This window comes from Cysteiniphilum marinum (genome assembly GCF_014857925.1).
Classification (GTDB): Bacteria; Pseudomonadota; Gammaproteobacteria; order Francisellales; family Francisellaceae; genus Caedibacter; species Caedibacter marinus.
The window spans coordinates 1-21,080 of sequence record NZ_JACYVZ010000042.1 but is presented as its reverse complement, the minus strand read 5'-3'; the positions used below and the strand labels follow the sequence as shown (position 1 = coordinate 21,080).

The window sequence follows — 21,080 nt, the reverse complement described above, 5'->3', positions numbered from 1 at the left end:
TTAAAAATGCCATCAGCACCGATTGACTGCAGATCAGCCATCACAAAAAAACAAGGAAAATAGCGATCTCCCATCACAATATCATCTTTACGAATACTACCCTTGATTTGCCTTAAAAGTGCGTGTTCACCAGTGCCTTTTCCTTTATAGGCACCAATAGCATAATCAACAATCGCTCCTGTGGTAAGTGACAATATGGCAACAAGCCGCATCATAGGGAATCCTGCACCTGCTTTTTGTGCATCATGCTGAGGGTAACGTGCTTGATTTGCCTTGCTATCGGCCACTGTGAGGGTTGTGCCGTCAATTAGTTTAACCTCTCGATTGTAAATCTTCCAACGTGCATCGCTACTTTCAGATAAAAGGTTACCACTTAATTTAACAAGTGACTCAATCGTTTCTGTTGGTAGCTTTTGGCGTGCTTTGCAATAAGGTCCGGTATTGCTCGATGGGATATTATCATTATCCTCTGTCGATACTGAGGCAAGAAAATTAGCAACTGAATTTTTACAGGATTTATCTGGAGATAGCACTTGTCGTATAAAGAGTACGAGAGTGAAAAATGGCGTATAAAGACGCGATCTAAAGTCTCGGCAATTATTGATGATGGTTTGAAATTTATCAGAGGATAGAAGACTCTTGATACTTAAACCTTGATCACCTTCTAAAAGCGCCTTTTTTTGCTTTTCAATTTGTGATTTCAGATTATTAATTGCATAATGCATTTGTCAGTTTCCATTTGGGTTTTGAGTTTTGAGGCAAAAATATATAAACCTATGTGGTTACTGACTTCAAGAAACTCATGCTTCAAAGTGCATTTTTATACATTGGCAGTGCTTAAGGTAGTGCCATTAGGGTATTAATCCATTATTCTTTTGACATTATTTTGCTATTTTTGTTGTTTTTGCTTACTTCCCTGCCGTATGCATCTCAGCAATTTTCACTTTCCATTCTTTAGGACCTGTTTGATGCACTGAAGTCCCTTGACTATCAACGGCAACCGTCACTGGCATATCTTCCACTTCAAACTCATAAATGGCTTCCATGCCCAGATCTTCAAATCCAACCACTTTAGCCTTACGAATCGATTTAGAGATCAGATAAGCTGCGCCACCAACGCCCATCAAGTAAACTGCTTTATGCTTTTTGATTGAATCAATCGTTGCCTGACCACGCTCGGCTTTACCCACCATGCCGGCAATACCCACTTCACTTAACATAAAATCGGTAAACTTATCCATGCGTGTTGCTGTTGTCGGGCCCGCGGGACCAACTATCTCATCACCCACAGGGTCAACTGGACCCACATAATAGATAAATTTACCCTTTAGCTCCACTGGTAATGACTCACCATTTTTAACCATATCCATAATCCGCTTATGTGCGGCATCACGCCCTGTTAATAACTTACCATTTAATAGTAATGTCTCACCCGGGTTTAGGTTTTCAATATCAGCTTGTGTTAGCGTATTTAAATCCACGCGACGCACTTGTGATTTATCGGTTTCGGTAATTTCAGGCCAATCTTCTAATTTTGGTACAGGCAACTTGGCAACGCCTGAACCATCTAGAGTGAAATGAACATGACGCGTTGCGGCACAATTTGGAATAAGTGCCACAGGCTTACACGCTGCATGCGTTGGATATTCATGGATTTTGACATCAAGCACCGTTGTCAAACCACCTAAGCCTTGTGCGCCAATGCCTAGATCATTGATTTTGTGATAAAGCTCAACACGCAACTTTTCAAGTTCCGTTTGCGCACCACGCTCAAGAATCTCATGCATATCAATCTCTTCACCTAATGACTCTTTAGCTAGTAACATCGCTTTTTCCGCTGTACCACCAATACCAATACCAATAATACCCGGTGGACACCAGCCCGCCCCCATTGTTGGCAACATCTCAAGCACCCAATCAACGATACTATCACTTGGATTTAAGACTTTAAATTTTGATTTAAATTCAGAGCCACCACCCTTTGCTGCTAACTCAATCTCGATATTAGAGCCTGCCACCATATCAATATGTACAATCGCCGGTGTATTGTCTTTGGTATTTTTACGTGCGCCATGTGGTGGGTTAACCATCGATGCTCGAAGCGGATTATCTGCATTTAAATACGCGCGACGCACACCTTCATTAACAAGTTCAGTAATCGTGCGATCAGTGCGATCAAGCTTTGCCTCCATCCCAACTTTAACGAAGGCACAAACCATACCAGTATCCTGACAAATCGGGCGATGACCATAAGCCGCCATACGCGAGTTTATCAGAATCTGTCCAATCGCATCTTTAGCTGGTTTTGATGCTTCATGCTCGTAAGCACGATACATCGCTTGCACAAAATCTTTAGGATGATAATAAGAAATAAATTGCAATCCATCGGCAACACTTTGAATAAAATCTTCTACTTTAATAACTGACATCTAAAATGACTCTATTGATTAAACTTCGGCGCATTTTAACAAGGATTCATACCGCTCGTAAATCATTTTGCCGTGTTAGGTGCCGAAGAAGTTTTTGATGCTATTAGATCAAGTCTAAACTTCTACACTTAAATCTAGGTAGAAGCAAAAGTGGCAGAGCAATACGTAACTGTATGGGCAAAAACATCAGGATTGCCTAGCGTAACATATAGTTTTGTGTCAAGTGCTTGATACTGTAAATCATTACTGCTATAGCTGCAATGAATGATATCAGCATCACTTACCACTAAAAAAACATTTGCATAACCATATGGATGCATTAATGGAAAGGTGAACTGACCAATTTTCTGTGGTGAACTGCTAACTTCACCTGAATTTTTCACATCAGTAATTGATGCGTATTTGAAATTTGATATCTGAGAATTTGATTGCCCAGCCCCGTAAACAATCACCACAGATTTAATAGCACTATCTGCTAAATTTATGGTTTGTTGACCATTTGTCTTTAGGTAAATACCACCTACAGTAGCAAAAGATACAGAAGATAACACACTAGATAAGATAAAAGCTCCTACCGTTAATTTTTTCATTTTTATTTCCCCCTATTATAAAACTAGTTTTACTACAAGTATGATTACACGAGCAATCACCTTTTAATTTTTATCTTACATATTTCCAAAATTCAAGAAAAAAAAATGCACCAGCTATAATATTCCCTCATACTTTGAACTATAGAGACTATTTTCACAAAAATTAAATAATATTTCACATCAAAACCAATAGATCTACATATTACATTTATAACTTTCTCATACCTTAGTTATTACCAATGGAAAATACAGCAAGCACCAAGACATTTAAACGATGTCAGCTAACTGTATTAAAGGACTTTAAGGAAATTTTATGAAAAAGATTATCGCTTCAATTACCACTAGCATTATGCTTGTGCAACTTGCTTTTTCAGCACAAAGCATCACACAAATCGATTTTTGCAAAGCACTTTTATCACACGGTTTATGGCACAGTCAAAGCGGCCATGACAAATATGCAAAAGCCAGTTTTATCAATGACAAGGGGAAGCTTCTAGTTACTTTGTCATTAAAAAACATTGATAGTTCAGAACACTACAAAGACATCGCAGCAAAATGTACAATGTTGAAGTCTCACCATAACGAAGCTCGCGTCACACTTTGGGATGATCAGCCATTAGATGGAAAATATGTTTCAGGCGTTGGGAAAATATATAAATCACATGACAAGCTTCTATTACAATTAACTTTTCGGGTAGACAACGACCCAATGGTAGATAAGTACCCTATTATATTTAGTAAATTTTATACCTTTCAATTAGCTTAATCTCTTTGCTTTAAAATCAAATAGCAGCACCCTATATGGCTTTGCCGCAAGTAAATGTCGCAATAACTTGTGGGTGTTTCTAATGTGTTAATCAAACAAAAATAATTAGTTATTGAGGAGAAACTATGCATCAAATGTTAAATAAATTTAGATTTACTCGAATTATCATCACCATGTTGTTGATTGTAGGCCTTTCTGCTTGTAGCCAATCAAGCAATAATGTTATTCAAGTTGCCGTCTCACCTGCTTCACCGCCTATGCTTTATGAAAAAGATGGTAAACTAACAGGTTTAGACCTCACCCTCTTTAAAGCTTTTTGTCAAGCACATGATTATAAAATGAAAATTACCAGCTACGATTGGCAAGGCATGCTTGGTGCGGTAGCCAGCGGCAAAGCTGATGTAGCATTCTCAGGTATATCAATCACACCTAAGCGCGCTAAAGTGATGGATTTTTCTAATCCTTATTATCTTAATTCTTGGTACTTGGTGAGTTTAACTAAGCGTCACATTGATATTTCAAACTTGGACCAACTCAATCAATACTCTATTGGTTATCCTCGAGGCATGGCTTATAGCACGTTAATTAAAGATCAATTACAACCTAAAGGTTATTATTCTTTAAGCAAAGTTAAGTTATACCCAACCTATAACGAGGTCATTAATGACCTTAGAAATGGCAACCTTGATCTGGCCTTTATTGAAGAACCTGTCTATGACAACTATAAATATAAACTCGATCTACCGATTCACATAAGTTATGCATTTAAAGATATCGACAGACTTGGGTTTGCCTTTAAAAAAGGTGATTCAAAATTAAAAACACAGTTTAACCAATTCTTAGTCAGCTTAGGAAAGAAAAAGCTTCAAGAGATCGAAGATAAATGGTTAAAGTAACATCTTTTATTGATTTATGAATAACTTACTTCATATTGTAGTCCTACTCTGTTACGGCCTTTATTATACTATTATTGTCACGCTTTCATGCAGTTTGACCGGTTTAGCTTTTGGCTTATTAATGACATTCATCTATACATTTAAATACAGAGTTTTTGCTGCTTGTTGTAATGTAGTCAGCTATATATTGAGATCAATTCCTGTTTTAGTCATGATTTTTTTAGTTTACTTTAGTCTACCTGAACTTGGTATAATGAATATCTCGGCCATGCTTTCAATCAATTTAAGCTTGGGGCTTATTGCTGGAGCTTATTTATTTGAAGTCTTCAAAGGCGCGTTGTTATCAATTGACAAAACAGAGCTTATCGCAGCTACAGCACAAGGATTTAAACCTTGGCAAATATTTCTTTTCATTAAATTACCGCAAATTCTGCGCTTTTCCTTTTCTGGAATGATTAATGAGTTCACCTCGGTATTAAAATACTCGCCTTTTGCTTATGTCATTGGAGTCCCTGAGATGATGAAACAAGCGATGTCATTAACATTAACACATGATGAAAGTATCACGATTTATTGCATTCTAGGTCTTATGTATTTTTTGATTTATAAATGTTTTTTAATCTTGATACACAAGCTTTATAGCAAAGTCAATACAATGAAAATCCATTATCTTTAACCATCAAGTGATAGTAAGAAGGAAATACTTTGATAACCATAAAGAATTTAGTCAAAAAGTACAATTACAGAACCGTTTTATCTGATATAAACATGCACATACACCAAGGTGACCTTATGGTCTTAATGGGACCCTCTGGATGTGGGAAAAGTACTTTATTGCGCTGTATCAATCGACTAACAACACCAACCTCAGGTGAAATCTTTCTTTTTAACCGCAGTATCACTGCCAAAGAGATTAACATTTATCAACTAAGACAAACGATTGCTTTGCTATTACAGCAATATGGATTATACCGCCATTTAAGCGCCCTTAAAAATATCACACTGGCATTAAAGAAGCTTAAAAAACTGCCTGCTAAGCTTGCAATTGAGAGAGCTGAATATGAGCTTGATCGCCTAGATATGCTTGATCATAAGCACAAATTACCGAGCCAACTTTCTGGAGGACAACAACAACGTGTCGCCATCGCACGTGCACTTGCAATGGATCCTATTATGCTTATGCTGGATGAACCCACAGCAGCACTAGACCCTGTGATGTCTAAAGAAATTGCTAATATTATCATTAAGCTTAATAACCAAGGCGTATCTATACTTTGTGTCACTCACGACTTAAGTTTTGTCAAGCAGCTAAATAGCACAACTGCTTATTTAAATAAAGGAAGAATTCAGGCTATCAGTCATATCAATAACTTAATAACACATACTGATCCAGACATTAATGCATTTTTTAATCAAAAGGAAGTCATCATTGAATAACTGGCTAGGATTTCTATCTGATTTAATGCAACAATTGTCACTCGTAGTGGATGGACTTTACTATACGCTACTTCTAAGCTTTATAATAACAATCACTGGCTTTATTATGGGGTTGATTATCTTTTACTTATCTATACATAAGCATCGGATAACGCATACTTTTGCCCAGGCTTACATCTCTTTTTTCATTGGAACACCTTTAGTTGTTCTGCTCTTTATCATGTATTACGGCTTACCACAATGGCATATACACCTTAATCCGTTTACCGTTGCTATTATTGGTTTTACCCTTAATGTCGGTGCTTATAATGCCGCCTATCTAAAAACGGCATACCGCGGCCTTGACTACCAACAAATATATGCAGCTAAAGCGCAAGGGTTTACAGAGCTCAATATTTTTTGGCTTATTATCCTGCCTCAAGTATTAAGAAACTCACAACCTGCACTTATAAGTCAAATCATTTCAAACCTAAAAGATACCTCAGTCGCCTTCTTAATCCAATTTACTGGCTTTTTTGCTCAAGTCCAAGAGCTTGCGTCTTATGACTTTCATTTTTTTCAAGCTTACTTATTTGCTGCTGTTATTTATTTGGTGCTTGTCTCATTCATTATCTTTGCTATTAAGATTGCGAGCACCTGCTATGATATGGCATCACGTACTTAACGAATTTCATATAGCTAGCTAGTTTGTCAGAAACTAAAGCTTTGGACTTTTGAGTGATTGGTTTTTGTTAATAACAAATGCGTTAAGAAACAATGAATAATTTCATTGTTTTAGCAAATGAGCGCTCAAAGGCTCTGCAAGGGCAGTTATTGCCGCTCAGAAGCATCAAAAACTTCTTCAACATTAAACACCGCAAAATGATTTACAATGGGCATATTAGCGACCTTTTTTGGATGATTCATTAATAAAAAGCATTGAGACTGAAATTATGATAAGCACAAAGCCAAGAATGGTTTGCGTCGTTAACTCGTCATGCAAAAGAAAGATTGACAGAATAACGGCGATAACACCACCAACTGCTGAGGCAACGCCCATTAAGACCCCCGAAATTTTCTTTGCAGCGATCATAAAGAGCCAGTATGAAAAAAATGACGCAAATCCTAAGCCAAAAACCCACCAAAAGCCATTTTGAAAATGCTGTAAAAACATTGTCTTAGAATTGATTTGATACAGCATACCAATAACAATAATTATGATTAAATCTAACCAAAATGCTAACGTAAGTAATACAATACGAGATATGTCTTTGCGTGCAATTTTAGTTTGCACACTTAACCCATAACCTGCAGTGATGGGAAATATCATAAAAATTAATATTCCAATCCATGGGTGTTCTGGACCTACATTACTAGCCCCTTTTAATGACATAATGATAAGACCTCCAACGGATGCAATGATTGCAAGGATATCCAGTTTTGTGATTTTTTCTTTCAAAAAAAGAACCGAATAAAGCATGCCAAAAATAGGGGTCAAGGCAATAGTTATTCCTGCCTCTGCAGCTGTTCCATACATCAAACCAAAAGGTGTGCTCAATACGGTTAGCAATGTCGTTATAGCAAAGCTAAGAATGAAAAAAATATCTTTTATTCTTAAACGAAAATAGTCCTTAAAATGAGGCAAAGAGAATAGCGTAGCCAAAATGGTGGCAAAGAAGATTCTACCAAAGCTCACACCATATGAATTCATCCCTGATTCTAAGCCAAGTCGATTAAATAAAGGATATAGGCCTAGCAAAAAAGCAGCGGAGAAATAGTAAATATAGTACATGATTTTTATTTTTTATAATTAAAGTTGAGACAAGTTATGGTAAGATTCACCTACCAATTTGGCTTTAAATTCAGCAATTATGCCATCTGAGCAATTTGCATAAGGATCCGCATCAAAAAGCTCTTTGGCATCTGATAAATCATGACATGTAGCCAAGAGAACTGCACCTGCTTGAGTCGAATTTTCATGTAAGATAGATACGTTGGCAGCACCTGCAGCAATTAATTTTCCTTCTGAAATTTTGCTTTCCAGATATTGACGATGTGCTTGTTTAATCGCCTCTGTTGGCGCTGTGTGAAAATTGAAAATAAGAACATACATAAGCTGTTTACTCCGTTGTTATATGCTAGTTAAAAATTTTGTAACGATCTATAAGTGGTATAATTAAAAATTCACCAGATATATACCCATCACAAACCATTTTACAGAATTTCTTGCTTTGCAACTAAACACCACAAAATGATTTACGATGGGTGTATTATACATTGATTGAATATCATATTAATCTCTTTAATTTGAAACTCACTGATCTAAAAAAGCGATCAATAACAAAGAGAGAGGCAGCGCCTACTTAACTATCACAGAAGGGCGAGTATGTAAAATCAAGCTAAACTTTATCAAAAATGATTAACTACAACAACACCATGGATTAAAAAGCTACCATTGTCTGCAAGCGCATAAAGATAATTACCATCTTCACTCACTGCAATATAATTTATTGGATACGGTGACGTTAATTGACTCCACGTACCAGATTCTAATTGGTCCATGGCTAACTTATAAACTTGATGATCACTAGCAACAATATAAATATTACCATTAGCAATCGTCTCATCTAGTAAATTCTTACCCTCATTAGGTAAGCCAATAGTTGAAACTGATTTTCTTCTCACTTGACTACAGTCACCATGATCACCTGCCGCTATTCTTGATAGATCTAGTTGAAATAACCCAGCGCTAGAAGTCACAAACAAGTTCGCTCTATTTTTATAGGCAATGACATTCGTTACCTCACCATAACTACAATTTGTCACCGTTGCATTAACGCCTTTAAACTGACCAGAAATAGTTACTTTATCATCACCATTTTCGATAAATACAGAAGTAGAGTGATCCTGAGAACTTATCGAATATTGATTATTATACATAGTATAACCATCATTTCTAAAATTTGGATCAAAAAAGGTATAGGCCGACTTAATTAAATTCGAGGAATTTATTTGATTAACCAAATGATTTCCTGAGCTTGATGTGAAACCATAAAGTGTATTATTATTTTCTAAAATAAATTCAATTACACAACCTGTTTCACTAAGAGCAGCCTCCCTCAATGGATTTATCAGATAACGCCAATATTGATTAGATTCAGAACCAGAATAAGGCCAAAAGCCACTGCTGTTTTCTGCATGAAAACCCTTTCCGGGATATTGGCAAACAACATTATCACTCGTTACTGCAGCAAACACATTTTCACTGACGCTATTTCCGCCAACGGTAAACGCCTCAACTTTATTGCTACCCATTTGTGTATTACTCGTATTATAAAACTGCCAAGTCATACCATGGTCTTGTGTGTAAGCAATGCCTTTATCCTGTGTTGCTACATAAGCTGCCCCATTTCGTTGTATAATACTCTTTGCTACTGAAAATTCTTCTTGTGGCAACACTTGATCCCACTTATCCTGATTACCTATATTAATTGGCATTGGAACATCATTGTCATACTCTTTAACCTCACTGGCATATAACACCAAGTTATCAGATAGATCACCACTAGAAAATGATGGCGTGGATTCAGCTAATAGCGTCAGTGATTGATCCTTCTGCCAAATTACACCATTATCACTAGAATATATCAAAGTATATATTTGATTCCCTGAGTTTAAAGATGGGTGACCTACTATATATAAAACACCTTTATCTTGAAATACTTTTATTGGTAGATAATGCTCTGGGATATCGATTTTGCTAAAGCTTTTTCCGCCATTATTAGATCGATATAAATTAGCTGCCAATGGATTTATACTTAAAAGGCAGGTCACATCAATCTGATCGCCATCAACATATAAACCTACGAACCTAGGGTTTGTAACTTCTGGAATATGTAGATTCATCAACTGCCATGTAACACCTTTATCCGTCGAGCTATACACTTGATTACCGTAACCAACAGGCTGTTGTGTATTAACAGTCATATATAACGTACCATCTCCATTATAAGAATGTGTTAATTGGGTAATCGTTTTAATCTCAGTCGCGTTATCATTTCCTTCTATCTTACCAAGATGCCATGAAGCACCATAATCACCTGAGCTAACAATGACAGTTTTGCCATCTTGCTTTGCTGTATAAGAAATTACCTTGCCATCATAATCTATTAAACTAGCTGCGGTGATTTCCACAGGTGGCTTGCTACCATAATACTGCCAACTTTGACCATTGTCTGTTGACTTGATCAATGCATGCTGAGAGTTCTGCGCCAAAAGTAAATAAATAACGTTACTATTATCTGTAAAAACCTTAAGAATATTATTATTGGCTGGCAATCCAGTGCTTTTATCAAAATTAACCCAACTTTTACCATTATCACTTGAAACAGATAGGCCCACACCATTGGTATAGTAAATTTTCCCTTGGGCTTGATAAACATTTCTTGGCAAACCGACTACACCACTAGGTAAAGGAGCGTTAGATAGCACTTTTCTATCAATAAAACTATCAGGATAACTTGTTAACATAATTTTTGAAGTGGTCACTTTCCCACCATCAGAAAAACCTATCGTATAGCTATTGCTTTGCAGTTTTTGTGCTTTTTTAGATGTATAATCAAAGACATAAGTACAATCCTGTTTTGCTCCTAGACCTCGTGCGCTTAATGTTTCACAACTGCTTTTAGCCTTATTCTCGGTAAAAATGCTCTGATCATTCCCCTCAAAGATATACTTAAGCTTTGTCATTGCACTGTTAGAAGCATTATAAATCGTATAAGTTAAACTTGCACCCTTATCAAAAGACGCCTGAATAAAATAATTACGTGGACTTACTCGAATTTCATCTGCTGATGTTTTACCTGTAATCTTATGCACAACATCATTTTTTAAATTGTTACTCTTTGCTTGTAATAATATTGTATTAGCCGGTTGAGATGACAATGATGCTTTTAGTGTAACAGAGCATTTAGACAATGCCGCTAATATGTCGCTACAATCATTAACCTCTGTCACACCTTGCCCTTGTGCATTAGCTAATTGAATATTAAGCCCATATAAAGGGAAATTAGAAACATTCTCAACCGTATATACCAATTCCCCTCCAGGGTATAATACATGCTCTGTTGGATTACTATCAAATTGATCACCTTGCTTAAGTAATGCCATTGAGGTCGCACTAATTATATTTTCCTGAATATTTATTTGTGGATAACCGAAGTTGATCTGCTTTGTTAATATTTCCTCTCCGTTACTTAAGATATGAACTATCACGGGTGCTTCTTTAATTTCCATCGTCGCTGAGAGTGTAAATTCACAACTGTCTCCTTGATTTAATGATTTCTTTTGACAGTCTGAACTGACCGAAATACCATTTGGCATGTTGCCATCAATTGCTGTCAATTGAATACTTAATTGATCAGCTAGTTTTGTTCCTGTATTTTTCAAGGTATAGCTTGCTTTTTGCCCCGCTGATACATAGTCTGCAACAGGGTCTAAAAAGGATAAATGAATATCACTTGAGACAACCTCTACAGGAATATCAATAATTTTATTATCTGTGTGAATACGCAGATGATTCATATTACCAACAGCTGCCGCATCATCCAGGTCAATCTCAATTATCGCTTCTTGTTTGGGTGCTAGTGTATGAGGAACGTCTCCTTGTATATGCATATTCTGTTTGCTATCTAGTACGGCAGATAGATTGTTTAAGGTTCCATCTCCAGTATTTTTAATAACAAGCAAACCTTTTCCATCATACTTATTCAACTTCAAACTTGTTGTATCTACTGTTAACTGACCTTTTTTTTGCTCAGTTTGACCTCCACTTTCGCCACCACAAGCAACTAAACTAGCGCCAACAAATAGCGTTAATAAACTTAATCTTGTTTTCTTAAATCTTGTTTTATTCATTTTTTCCCCCAAGAAAAAATATAAATTTTAGCCTCATACTCAGATTACCAAAACACAATCTGAGTGATTTAAATACAATTAAAGCACTTTTTTATATTAATGGTATGTTTGGATATGTATAAAATGTAAAACTAAGATTTTCTCAGTTTGTTAGGTAGCAAATCCAATAATTATTTCAATCCGCCCGCCCTTCTCTAAGGTTGAATCGCACCGACATATAGTGGAAATCCATTTTGAAGTACATATAAGTTATTATCGTAAGGTACTGCACCTGCAATATCATTAGATAACTTCTCCTTTATTGATTCATTATGCCAACTGCAATTCGTTAACGTGTTGCATTGTCCAATATATAATCCAGTGTTCGTAGAGAGATAAATAGTGTTATTATTTATTTGTATATCATTCACGACAGTATTTGAAGAATAAGCCGGCTTATTTATGCTATTAAGTTGCATTGGGTTGTCTGTGTCTATATAAGCAACGCCTTTATCTGAAGCGATGTATAGCTTATTGTTGTTTAACACCATTTTAGGATGTGAACCTTCAAACATATCACTGTTTATTGTACTAAATAACTTCGCATCAAGACTCTTCGAAACAATTAATTTATCGTCGGTTGCTACATATACTCGCTTTGATCCGACAATAAAACTATCAAACGCCCCTGCATTAGAAATTATAGAGCTCTCCCATTTGCTATGACCCTGTTGAAGTCTATAAATATGAACATCTGTACTAGTTGATGCACAACCGATGTAAATATTATCTCCCGTTGAACCAAATATACAATTGTTATCAGTATCAAGTATTGGTGAGTCAGCAACTGGTTCTGGTTTTCCCCATAGGTTATTTTGATCAATTGATTGATATATTTCTAATTCGTCATCATTCTCATTGGGAATCAAGGCATATAGACGATTATTATTAATTATAAAATCATCAATAAAAGTCATAGATGATGGAAAATTGATTGTCTGCTTAATCTCCCATTGACCACCGGCTGTTTTACTTAGCCTTACTATACTCTTCTGCGTAGAACCCATAATGCTATCACTATAGATAGAAATATACATATCATGATCGTTAAATAATAGTTTATTTGCTACTTTTATAGGATAAAGCTGATCGGGTGTTGTTTTTGGAACTGAGCTCCAAGTACCATCGGAATTTAGATACATAAAATATGAATCTGAGTCATTCAAATCAAATATATCAATTAAAGGCATATTTTTTTGAGTAATATTTACGTTGAGTATTCTTGATTTATTTGGAAATGATATTTTGTTAAATGAACTATTCTTATCTCTTTTAAACCAGATATAACTGGAGAGATTATATGGCGTTGCTAATACATTACCATCACGTGCAAAAATAGTTCCGATTCCACCAGTGTCAGTTGAGAGCTCTTTTTGCCATTGCAGGTTTTGACTTTGAATATCTTTTACATTGGCACTATACAAATTCCCTCCTAATCCACTGCCACCGATATAAATTTTAGACTCTATCGCCGATATAAAAACACTGTTTATATTGTTGTTATTCGGGTTATCTGTACCTTTTAAACTCGCGGCTTGCCAAGTTAATCCGTTATTAGTCGAGTAAATCAAACCATTTTTTGCGGTTGGGATATAAATAATTCCATGCCAAACAAAACCTGAATAGACATATTGATCTAGGCCAAAAGTCACCTTATAGTGCTTAATCGTTTGACTTGGATGCCAAGTATTGCCTTGATCTTTTGAATATGAGAATCTAAGATTGAAGTTATTATCCTGATCAGAATTCGAAGTATAACCTAGCACATATATAATATTATCCTGAACAAATACTCCGTTTATCTGAATATCATCACCCTCATTAAATATCTCTTGAGAGGTGATCGTCTTTAATTGATTGCCTTCTAGATCAGCAATAACAATACTGAAATCATATGTCAATATATCTTGAGTCGTTATATAAAGCTTATCTTTAGATGGAAATATTCTCTCAGATATCTGTAGATGACCATTTTTCCCTGTAAATATTTTAATTGTAGATGTTTGTTTTTCTGAGTTATAAACAGTCAAACTGCAAGTCGATCCACAAGCAGTGTAGTAGTTTCCTAAAAATGACATTAACGGCGTTGAGAGTGAAGACTTATTAATCATACCTGGTATATTTCTAAACAAATCATCTTTGAATGGACGATATTTATGAAAAATTTGAATATCTACTGTTGTTGAAACAGATTCTATATCATCACCTTGAATAGTGATCTTCGCTTCTTTTTCAACAGGATACACTATTTTTTGAGGGGTATAATTAAAAGTAAAACGACAGGATTGTTTAGCAGGCAATGGTCTTTTACTCGCATTCATACAACTACTTTTTGCTCTATCAATATCTAAATCAATAAGTTTACTGTCAACAGATGCTGATAGGTTGCTAATTGAATCTGATGAGTTATTTGTTACTGTAACTGAAAAGGATTTGCTTGTGTTCTCAACAGTATAAAAATATGATGTCGATGGCATAACAGAAATTTGTAAAGGAGGAAGATAATCAATATCGCTTTCCATCGTATCCATATTATCTGCACTCAGTGTTAATTGAGCCTTACTATTAAAATTTGCATCACTTTTAATCATTAAATGACAGACACTAACCTTTGGCATCGTCTTTGGGCAAGGTTCAGTAATTTGTAAGTTTGCTTGGGATAAAGAAGTTGATAAGTCTTTTATTGGAAAATTGGAGTGATTTACAATACTAAGTTGAGTCAGGCTATTTGGTCGAATTTCTATCTTTGAAGGACTGATAGTAAGAGTTGGTCTGACGACCTTGACGTGCACACTGGCAATCACTAACTTATCTTTTAATAAGTTAACCGTGCTATCTGCAAGCTTTGCATCGTTTGATGCTGTCATTGTAATGTCACAGCTGTATTGGTTTGGTAGTTCAGTCATTGTAGCGCATTCATTATTTGAAAAACTAAGCTGCGCATTATCAGACTGGATGCTCACACCTGATATATTAATTGAAACGCCCGTATCGTTAAGCAGCGTGATCTTTTCAGAGGCACCTGCTCCAATGGTATTATTACTGATTGCTGATAATTTTGGCGATTTAATTGTTAGTTGATGTGTTTGGCTTTTAAATGATACACCATTCGCATTATTAACTGCGAGCACATCATAATTAATAGTTGTGCTGCCTATATTGTTAGAGATACTTTGTACTTCAACAGTACATACCTCATCTGCTTTCAACACAGAGCAGCTTGGTGAATAGCTTACTTTAAACTTTTGCTCGTCACCCGCTTCTGGAAATATAAGACGAATTTTATAAGTTGATTCATTCGCTGTTGAAATAGCAAATTTTTCAGGAGAAATAGCTATTTTAATATTTGTCGTTTCTCCTATCACATTGATATCATTAGACGTGATACTTATGTTTTCATGTGTGTGAGGAACTTCATCTAATTTATTCTGACAGGCAGATAATAAAAGAAAGCACAACATAAAAGGAACAATCAATATCTTTCTTATCTGTCTTTTTGAACTAAATAAACGTAAATACATATTATTCTTAAAATTTCTCATTTTTTAAACTTTTCCTCGCCCAATAAAATTCAAGATTGCTTTCAAGCCTTCTTCGCTTATCTCATTATACTCCCCAATAAACTGATCTACGCGAATCCACCAGAAATGTTTCCATCCCTTTAAAGATATTATGCCGTGCTGCTCAACCTAATTTCGAGCCATCAAGATATGCCTTCAAAACAACATTATCAGAAGACTCATCTTTTTGAGCTGATTTAGTACATATCACTTCACCAATTTGCTCACGTGGTTACCAAAAGTAATGTGCATCACTTTTTTGATTATATTTTCATAACCAGTAGATCAAATTACTTATTAGTAATTGGGAATGCGCATTATGCTGAATGAATATGATTAAAAAATGTTTTTTTATATAGTAAATGCAAATTATCAATTTATCCTATTGAAAAAATCAAATCCAACGAATCTTACGCATAATGGCAATATAGCAGACCATAATCAACGCCAGTATCGCGCAGACAATAATAAAGCCGTAATGCGACTCAGCCCCTGGAATGCCGGCAACGTTAATCCCCAAAAGACCGGTGATAAATCCAAGCGGGATAAACACCACACTGATCATCGATAAGATGTACATACGTTGATTCATCTGTGTTTGCTCATAGGCGTGAATTTCATTTTGGATGATTAGACTTCTATCTTTCATCGCATCCAGATCTTCCAGTAAACGCATATTGGCATCAAGCACTTGCCTTAATTCAAAGACATCTTCATCGTTTAGCCATGTCAATTTATTACCTGAAATGGCCAATATTGCCTCACGTTGCGGCAAAATATAGCGCCTAATCTTTATCGCCTTTTTACAAATCGCATTAACCCTATCTGACAATACAATCGATCGATCTTTCTTAATCGCGAGTTCAATATCATCAAGTTTACCATCATAGCTATCAACTAATTGGTCAGTGTGTTCAGTAATATGCATCAATAAAATATTCAAAAACTCACTTGTCGCACAGGGTCCGGCATTTGAACGTAACATATTGTTAATCTCAGTGATCGAATGCAGATCTCGACGCTTAACGGTTATAATCAAACGCTCAGTTAACCACATGCGGATTGATGTCATATCTTCAGGCTTCTGCCCTTTATTAAGATTAATCGCGCGAAAGGTTGCCAACATGCCATTATCCAGTACCAGAATGCGTGGTCTGGTTTCTTTGGCACACAACATATCGATGATTTTCTCAGGAACCACTTGATATTCATTTAAAAAATCAGCAGCTTGCGTTAAATCCAAATGCAACCAGATAATACCAGATGATGTGCTCATAACTGAGGGAATATCTTTTTCGGTGATTTCTTTAGCGCCTCCGTTACCATCTAACAGTTTGATATTTATATGCTTTTTTTGTACTTCCATCACTTGATATCATTAAATACCTTTTTGCATCACTCTAGCTTAAAACGCGATAAACGCAATCAGTTAATAAGATAAAATGCACAAACATACTTTATACTTTGGCAATATCTTATTAAAATCGCTAGCATATCTTAAAAACAATTGACAGATAAAAGGCAAGTTTCTTTATAATGCGTGATTTTGCTAAAAAAAACTCAACGACCACTGCTAAAAACAATATAAAAAACAAAGCAGATAACAAGCCTCATGCGCAGTCTTCACTGGTCATAAGAAAAATCATCCTTGCCCTTTTATTATTGGTATTAGTCATTGCTTTTATTGTCAGTTTTTATGGTAGTAATAAATCAAAAGACAACAGATCAAAAGACAGTGCAGCAACAACGACCGCACAAACGGTACATGTCTCTCCCAAACCAGTTGTTAATGTCAGTGACACGAAAGAGCAAAACAATCAAAAGCAAGATAATGCCACAGCAGATAATGAAACAACTCAAGTTGCTAAACAGGCATCCGATAGCAATGCAGTGGCAGCAGCACCTGCTGATGAAAATAGTGCTAAAGAAACAGTTACAACAAACAGTAAGAAAACGAAAGATAGCAAAACGGATAACAAGAAAGATGAAGATCAACCTTTGACTTTTACGTTTTATAACACACTAACCAATAAAACCGTACAGGTCGATGCTAACCCTGAGAAGCTAAAGCAATATCGCTATACCTACATGCTACAAGTCGGCTCATATCGCAATCAAAGTGATGCAAATGCCACACGTGCTAAGCTTATTTTGGCAGGTCTTAAACCAACCATTAAAAAAGTAGGCAATTGGTATCGTTTGGATGTGGGTCCTGTTTATAATAAACGTGATGGTGATGTGATCAAACATAAAGTTGAAGCCGCCGGTATTTCTGGCAGTATTTTGCGTCAAGTGGATAAAGTGGAAATTACTCAACAAACAAGCGACAATAATCAGTAGACTATGTAGAGTCATAAGTTTGAATTCCCTTCTTTGCAAGAGGGGTGCTTAAGCTTGCGAGGCGGGGTGTTGAAATAATAGATGCCTAATTTCAATTAAAGGAATACTTTATGCAAACATTCAAAACACATTTTAATGTAATGGCAGAGCATATCGACGCTAACAAACATGTTAGCAATATCGTCTATATCAAATGGATGCAGGATATTGCCGTGATGCACTCAGACGCCTGCGGTTGGGATACCAAGCGTTATCATCAGAATCATTGCACATGGGTTGCTAAAACCCACTTTATTGACTATATCAAGCAGGTTTTCTTAAATGAGGTCATTGAAGCGAGAACATGGGTTGATGAGATAAAGCGCTCAACCGCACTACGCAAATATGAATTTATCAATCAACGTGGTGAAGTCGTTGCCAAAGCCGAAACCAATTGGGTTTTTATCAACACCAAAACCCAGCGCATTCAACGCGTGTTACCCGAGGTGTGCGAGGACTTCGAGCGCTTTAGGTCATCTGAATATAATCAAGCAGCTGACTTGCTAAATAGCGATGCACCGTCGTTGTAGGATGCATGCCGTTATAGAATAAAAAGCCATTACAATACGGCAAACCTTTCGCATCAGCACAGGTTAAATCAACAGGTTTTGTAATACCTATACTTGCTAAAACATTGGCTTTATTAAAATAAACATCCAAAAACAGTCGATCGATTGGAAAGACATGATTGGCTGGAAATTTACCTAAAGTCTGAAGCACAAGGTTAGTTTGCAAACTTAAGTTATACATTTGTGAAATGGATGAAATCACTGCTAGTACACTTTGACGCATAATATGACTGTGAATATGTTCATCGACTAAATTCGTCAATGCCGGCACCATTGAGAAATTAGGCAGATTAAGCACATAGATATTTTCCACAGGCACGCCATGTTGCATCAATATTTTTACCGCTTTAACGATATTATCAATCGGATGCGCAAGCGCTTGACCATTGTTTGACGCAATACGCACGATATTCTGATAAAAGTCATTACCTCCCGCCCATAAGATAAAAAGCGTCTTGGGATTTGGTTTATTATTGACATTGGCAAGATATAGTTGCAACTGCTTTAACACGCCAGGCACACAATTATAAGCACCATAATCGCCTACACCATGGATGCATTGTTCATTCGTATCACGTGCCCATGTTGTATCCGTTAGATAATAATCACCGGTCTCAGCCGAAGCTGTTGCAAATGACGCATTATGATCAAAAGTCATATTAGGCTTTAACGCTTTAATATTGTAAAACTTATCTCCCGCAGTCGCTGACATCTTGGCTAAGATATAATTAAGCCACGTCTTACGTGCTGGGTCATTTACACTTAACTCACTGGTAATTGGAGCGCCAATTTTATCGGTAATACCACTGGGTTTAACCCAATAGTTATTACCAACACCTTGTCCATGGTAAGCACTATCACTTAAGCTATCGCCAAAGACAACAACATTTGCAAAGTGCTTTGCTTGAGGATCATTAACCCTCTCTTCAGCTTGGCGCTTAATTAAGGCAATAATCGCAATGACAATCACAAGGGCCGCAATCAAACTCCAAAAAACTCTCTTTAACATCCTAGTCTCCAATGAGGTCATTCATACGCATATCATATTAGCGTATCTAATAACATAATACCTCTTAAACTTAGAATGTAGAACAGACCTATCGTAAATCATTTGGGGTGTTTAGTTGCAAAGGGAATTTGTTTTTTTATTTTTTATGTGACATCAAATCTATGATTTATACCAACCGTAGCTATAAAAAGCCTTAGCACCTTCATTACTTTTAAGATAATCAACAAATTTCTCAACTTCTGCATTATTATTATTTTTGTTAACTACAATATTGAAGTCTCTTGATATAACATACTGCGGGCTAATACTGATGATTTCTCCGGCATTAGTATTTGAAATAGCCCAATCGCGCCATGTAATCCAAGCATCAGCATTCTCATTTTGAAATGCTTTAAATGCACTACCACTATTGGGGGCAAAAGCAATAATATTTTGTCTAAATGCCTTAAGAAAGTTAATATCTCTTTTTCTTCCTACGATATCTTCCCACACACCGGTACCAGAAGTATTGCTATAACCAGCACCATCAATCACAACAATATTCACGCCCTTCTTTGTCAAATCTTCAAGTGAATGTATATTCTTAGGATTTCCCTTTTTGACTAAAATAATAGCATCATGGTAGTACATAGGTTGCACATCTTTAATATCAAATTGGTTGCTAAAATTATGAATAATTGCTGTTGTTGATTGCTGAGAAGGACCAAACAGAATATCCGCATTCTCTTTAGCTTTATTTGACCATGTAGCCTCCGGTCCATAGATTATATTAACAGTAATACCGCTATCTTCTTTGAATTTTTTCGCAGCATCAATCAAAGCCGTGTGTGGGCCACCTGGACCATATACATTGACATCAGCATAAGCAGTGGCAGATAAACAAATTGAAATGGCTAATATCTTAATAATTCTTCTCATCACATCTCCTTAGTTTAAAAATTATAGTTCCAAGTAGCTAGCCCAATTAAAGGCGACACTATTCGACAACCATCCTAAGGCTAACAATGACTAATTCATACTCAAAGATATTTATACCAAAAATAAAGTTTTTTAATCACGCTGATTTAATAAATAATCGCATACTACACATAACTACTTCAACCAATCCCGCTTATCCGGAATTATCAGATTGTTTTTAATCGCATGATTCACTTGCTTGCTGCGCTTTTTTATACATATCAAACTATATATATACATAAAAATCATAAACAAGCCAAAAAATATATAAATTAGCACCTTATGCTCTTGCATCCACAGCGGAGTCCCCTTATCACCATATGCAATATCATAAAAATTAGTATAATACTCCCCATATTTTGGACCACAGTTAGAGACACAAAAAGCGTCTCAAAAATGTTAAACTGTGTGCCAAGTTAGGAGGTAAAAATGCCAGCTAAGAAGAATAAAAGCTATACAGCAGAATTTAAAGCCAAGGTTGCTTTGGACGCGATAAAAGGCGATTTAACGATTAATGAGATTTCCTCAAAGTATGGTGTGCATTCAACGCAGAT

General features: G+C 36.0%; 18 protein-coding genes. 8 read left to right on the top strand and 10 right to left on the bottom strand.

Annotated elements, in window-relative coordinates:
* The 3 genes from IE867_RS12770 to IE867_RS12760 form a co-directional block, all read right to left on the bottom strand.
* A partial coding sequence (locus tag IE867_RS12770) for a transposase (protein ID WP_192485100.1) occupies positions 1 to 725 on the bottom strand: 725 nt, incomplete at its 3' end.
* A 183-nt stretch (positions 726 to 908) separates the two neighbouring features.
* Positions 909 to 2,429, bottom strand: a complete 1,521-nt coding sequence (locus tag IE867_RS12765; RefSeq protein ID WP_192485099.1) for a fumarate hydratase — start codon at positions 2,427 to 2,429, stop codon at positions 909 to 911.
* Between the two features lie 134 nt (positions 2,430 to 2,563).
* Positions 2,564 to 3,019 carry a hypothetical protein gene (locus tag IE867_RS12760; RefSeq protein WP_192485098.1) on the bottom strand — a complete coding sequence of 152 codons (456 nt, stop codon included), beginning with the start codon at positions 3,017 to 3,019 and terminating at the stop codon, positions 2,564 to 2,566.
* 313 nt (positions 3,020 to 3,332) lie between these two features.
* On the opposite strand from IE867_RS12760, the gene IE867_RS12755 reads away from it, so the two are divergent.
* From IE867_RS12755 to IE867_RS12735, 5 genes are all read left to right on the top strand, one after another.
* Positions 3,333 to 3,785: a hypothetical protein gene (locus IE867_RS12755; protein ID WP_192485097.1), complete on the top strand. Its 453-nt coding sequence runs from the start codon at positions 3,333 to 3,335 to the stop codon at positions 3,783 to 3,785.
* A gap of 125 nt (positions 3,786 to 3,910) precedes the next feature.
* Complete coding sequence (locus tag IE867_RS12750) at positions 3,911 to 4,681, top strand: transporter substrate-binding domain-containing protein (RefSeq protein WP_203250011.1); 771 nt, start codon at positions 3,911 to 3,913, stop codon at positions 4,679 to 4,681.
* Positions 4,682 to 4,697: 16 nt separating this feature from the next.
* Entirely contained in the window at positions 4,698 to 5,357 is a 660-nt protein-coding gene (locus IE867_RS12745; protein ID WP_203250238.1) for an amino acid ABC transporter permease, read from the top strand.
* 29 nt (positions 5,358 to 5,386) lie between these two features.
* A complete protein-coding gene (locus IE867_RS12740) occupies positions 5,387 to 6,118 on the top strand; it encodes an amino acid ABC transporter ATP-binding protein (protein WP_263971904.1) in 732 nt (243 codons plus the stop codon).
* Complete coding sequence (locus IE867_RS12735) at positions 6,111 to 6,782, top strand: amino acid ABC transporter permease (protein WP_203250012.1); 672 nt, start codon at positions 6,111 to 6,113, stop codon at positions 6,780 to 6,782. The genes IE867_RS12740 and IE867_RS12735 overlap by 8 nt, the downstream gene beginning before the upstream one ends.
* Positions 6,783 to 6,998: 216 nt before the next feature.
* Here IE867_RS12735 and IE867_RS12730 read toward each other — a convergent pair whose 3' ends face one another.
* From IE867_RS12730 to IE867_RS12710, 5 genes are all read right to left on the bottom strand, one after another.
* Complete coding sequence (locus IE867_RS12730) at positions 6,999 to 7,889, bottom strand: DMT family transporter (protein ID WP_203384475.1); 891 nt, start codon at positions 7,887 to 7,889, stop codon at positions 6,999 to 7,001.
* Positions 7,890 to 7,907: 18 nt separating this feature from the next.
* A complete protein-coding gene (locus IE867_RS12725; protein ID WP_192485092.1) occupies positions 7,908 to 8,210 on the bottom strand; it encodes a YciI family protein in 303 nt (100 codons plus the stop codon).
* A gap of 296 nt (positions 8,211 to 8,506) precedes the next feature.
* Positions 8,507 to 12,013, bottom strand: coding sequence for a sialidase family protein (locus IE867_RS12720; protein ID WP_192485091.1), 3,507 nt, complete (start codon positions 12,011 to 12,013; stop codon positions 8,507 to 8,509).
* Positions 12,014 to 12,207: 194 nt separating this feature from the next.
* Complete coding sequence (locus IE867_RS12715) at positions 12,208 to 15,573, bottom strand: sialidase family protein (protein ID WP_192485090.1); 3,366 nt, start codon at positions 15,571 to 15,573, stop codon at positions 12,208 to 12,210.
* 433 nt (positions 15,574 to 16,006) lie between these two features.
* On the bottom strand, positions 16,007 to 16,978 hold the full coding sequence (locus IE867_RS12710; protein ID WP_192485089.1) for a zinc transporter ZntB: 972 nt from the start codon (positions 16,976 to 16,978) through the stop codon (positions 16,007 to 16,009).
* Positions 16,979 to 17,148: 170 nt separating this feature from the next.
* Here IE867_RS12710 and IE867_RS12705 point away from each other — a divergent pair, with 170 nt between their 5' ends.
* Positions 17,149 to 17,952, top strand: coding sequence for an SPOR domain-containing protein (locus tag IE867_RS12705; RefSeq protein ID WP_192485088.1), 804 nt, complete (start codon positions 17,149 to 17,151; stop codon positions 17,950 to 17,952).
* A gap of 110 nt (positions 17,953 to 18,062) precedes the next feature.
* Positions 18,063 to 18,521, top strand: coding sequence for an acyl-CoA thioesterase (locus tag IE867_RS12700; RefSeq protein ID WP_192485087.1), 459 nt, complete (start codon positions 18,063 to 18,065; stop codon positions 18,519 to 18,521).
* Here IE867_RS12700 and IE867_RS12695 read toward each other — a convergent pair.
* Positions 18,460 to 19,569: an SGNH/GDSL hydrolase family protein gene (locus IE867_RS12695; RefSeq protein ID WP_192485086.1), complete on the bottom strand. Its 1,110-nt coding sequence runs from the start codon at positions 19,567 to 19,569 to the stop codon at positions 18,460 to 18,462. The genes IE867_RS12700 and IE867_RS12695 overlap by 62 nt on opposite strands.
* A 159-nt stretch (positions 19,570 to 19,728) precedes the next feature.
* Entirely contained in the window at positions 19,729 to 20,487 is a 759-nt protein-coding gene (locus IE867_RS12690) for an extracellular solute-binding protein (protein ID WP_192485085.1), read from the bottom strand.
* Positions 20,488 to 20,955: 468 nt separating this feature from the next.
* Between IE867_RS12690 and IE867_RS12685 the strand changes: the two genes are divergently transcribed.
* Positions 20,956 to 21,080, top strand: a 125-nt coding sequence (locus tag IE867_RS12685) for a transposase (protein ID WP_192483753.1), incomplete at its 3' end; no start/stop codon positions are given.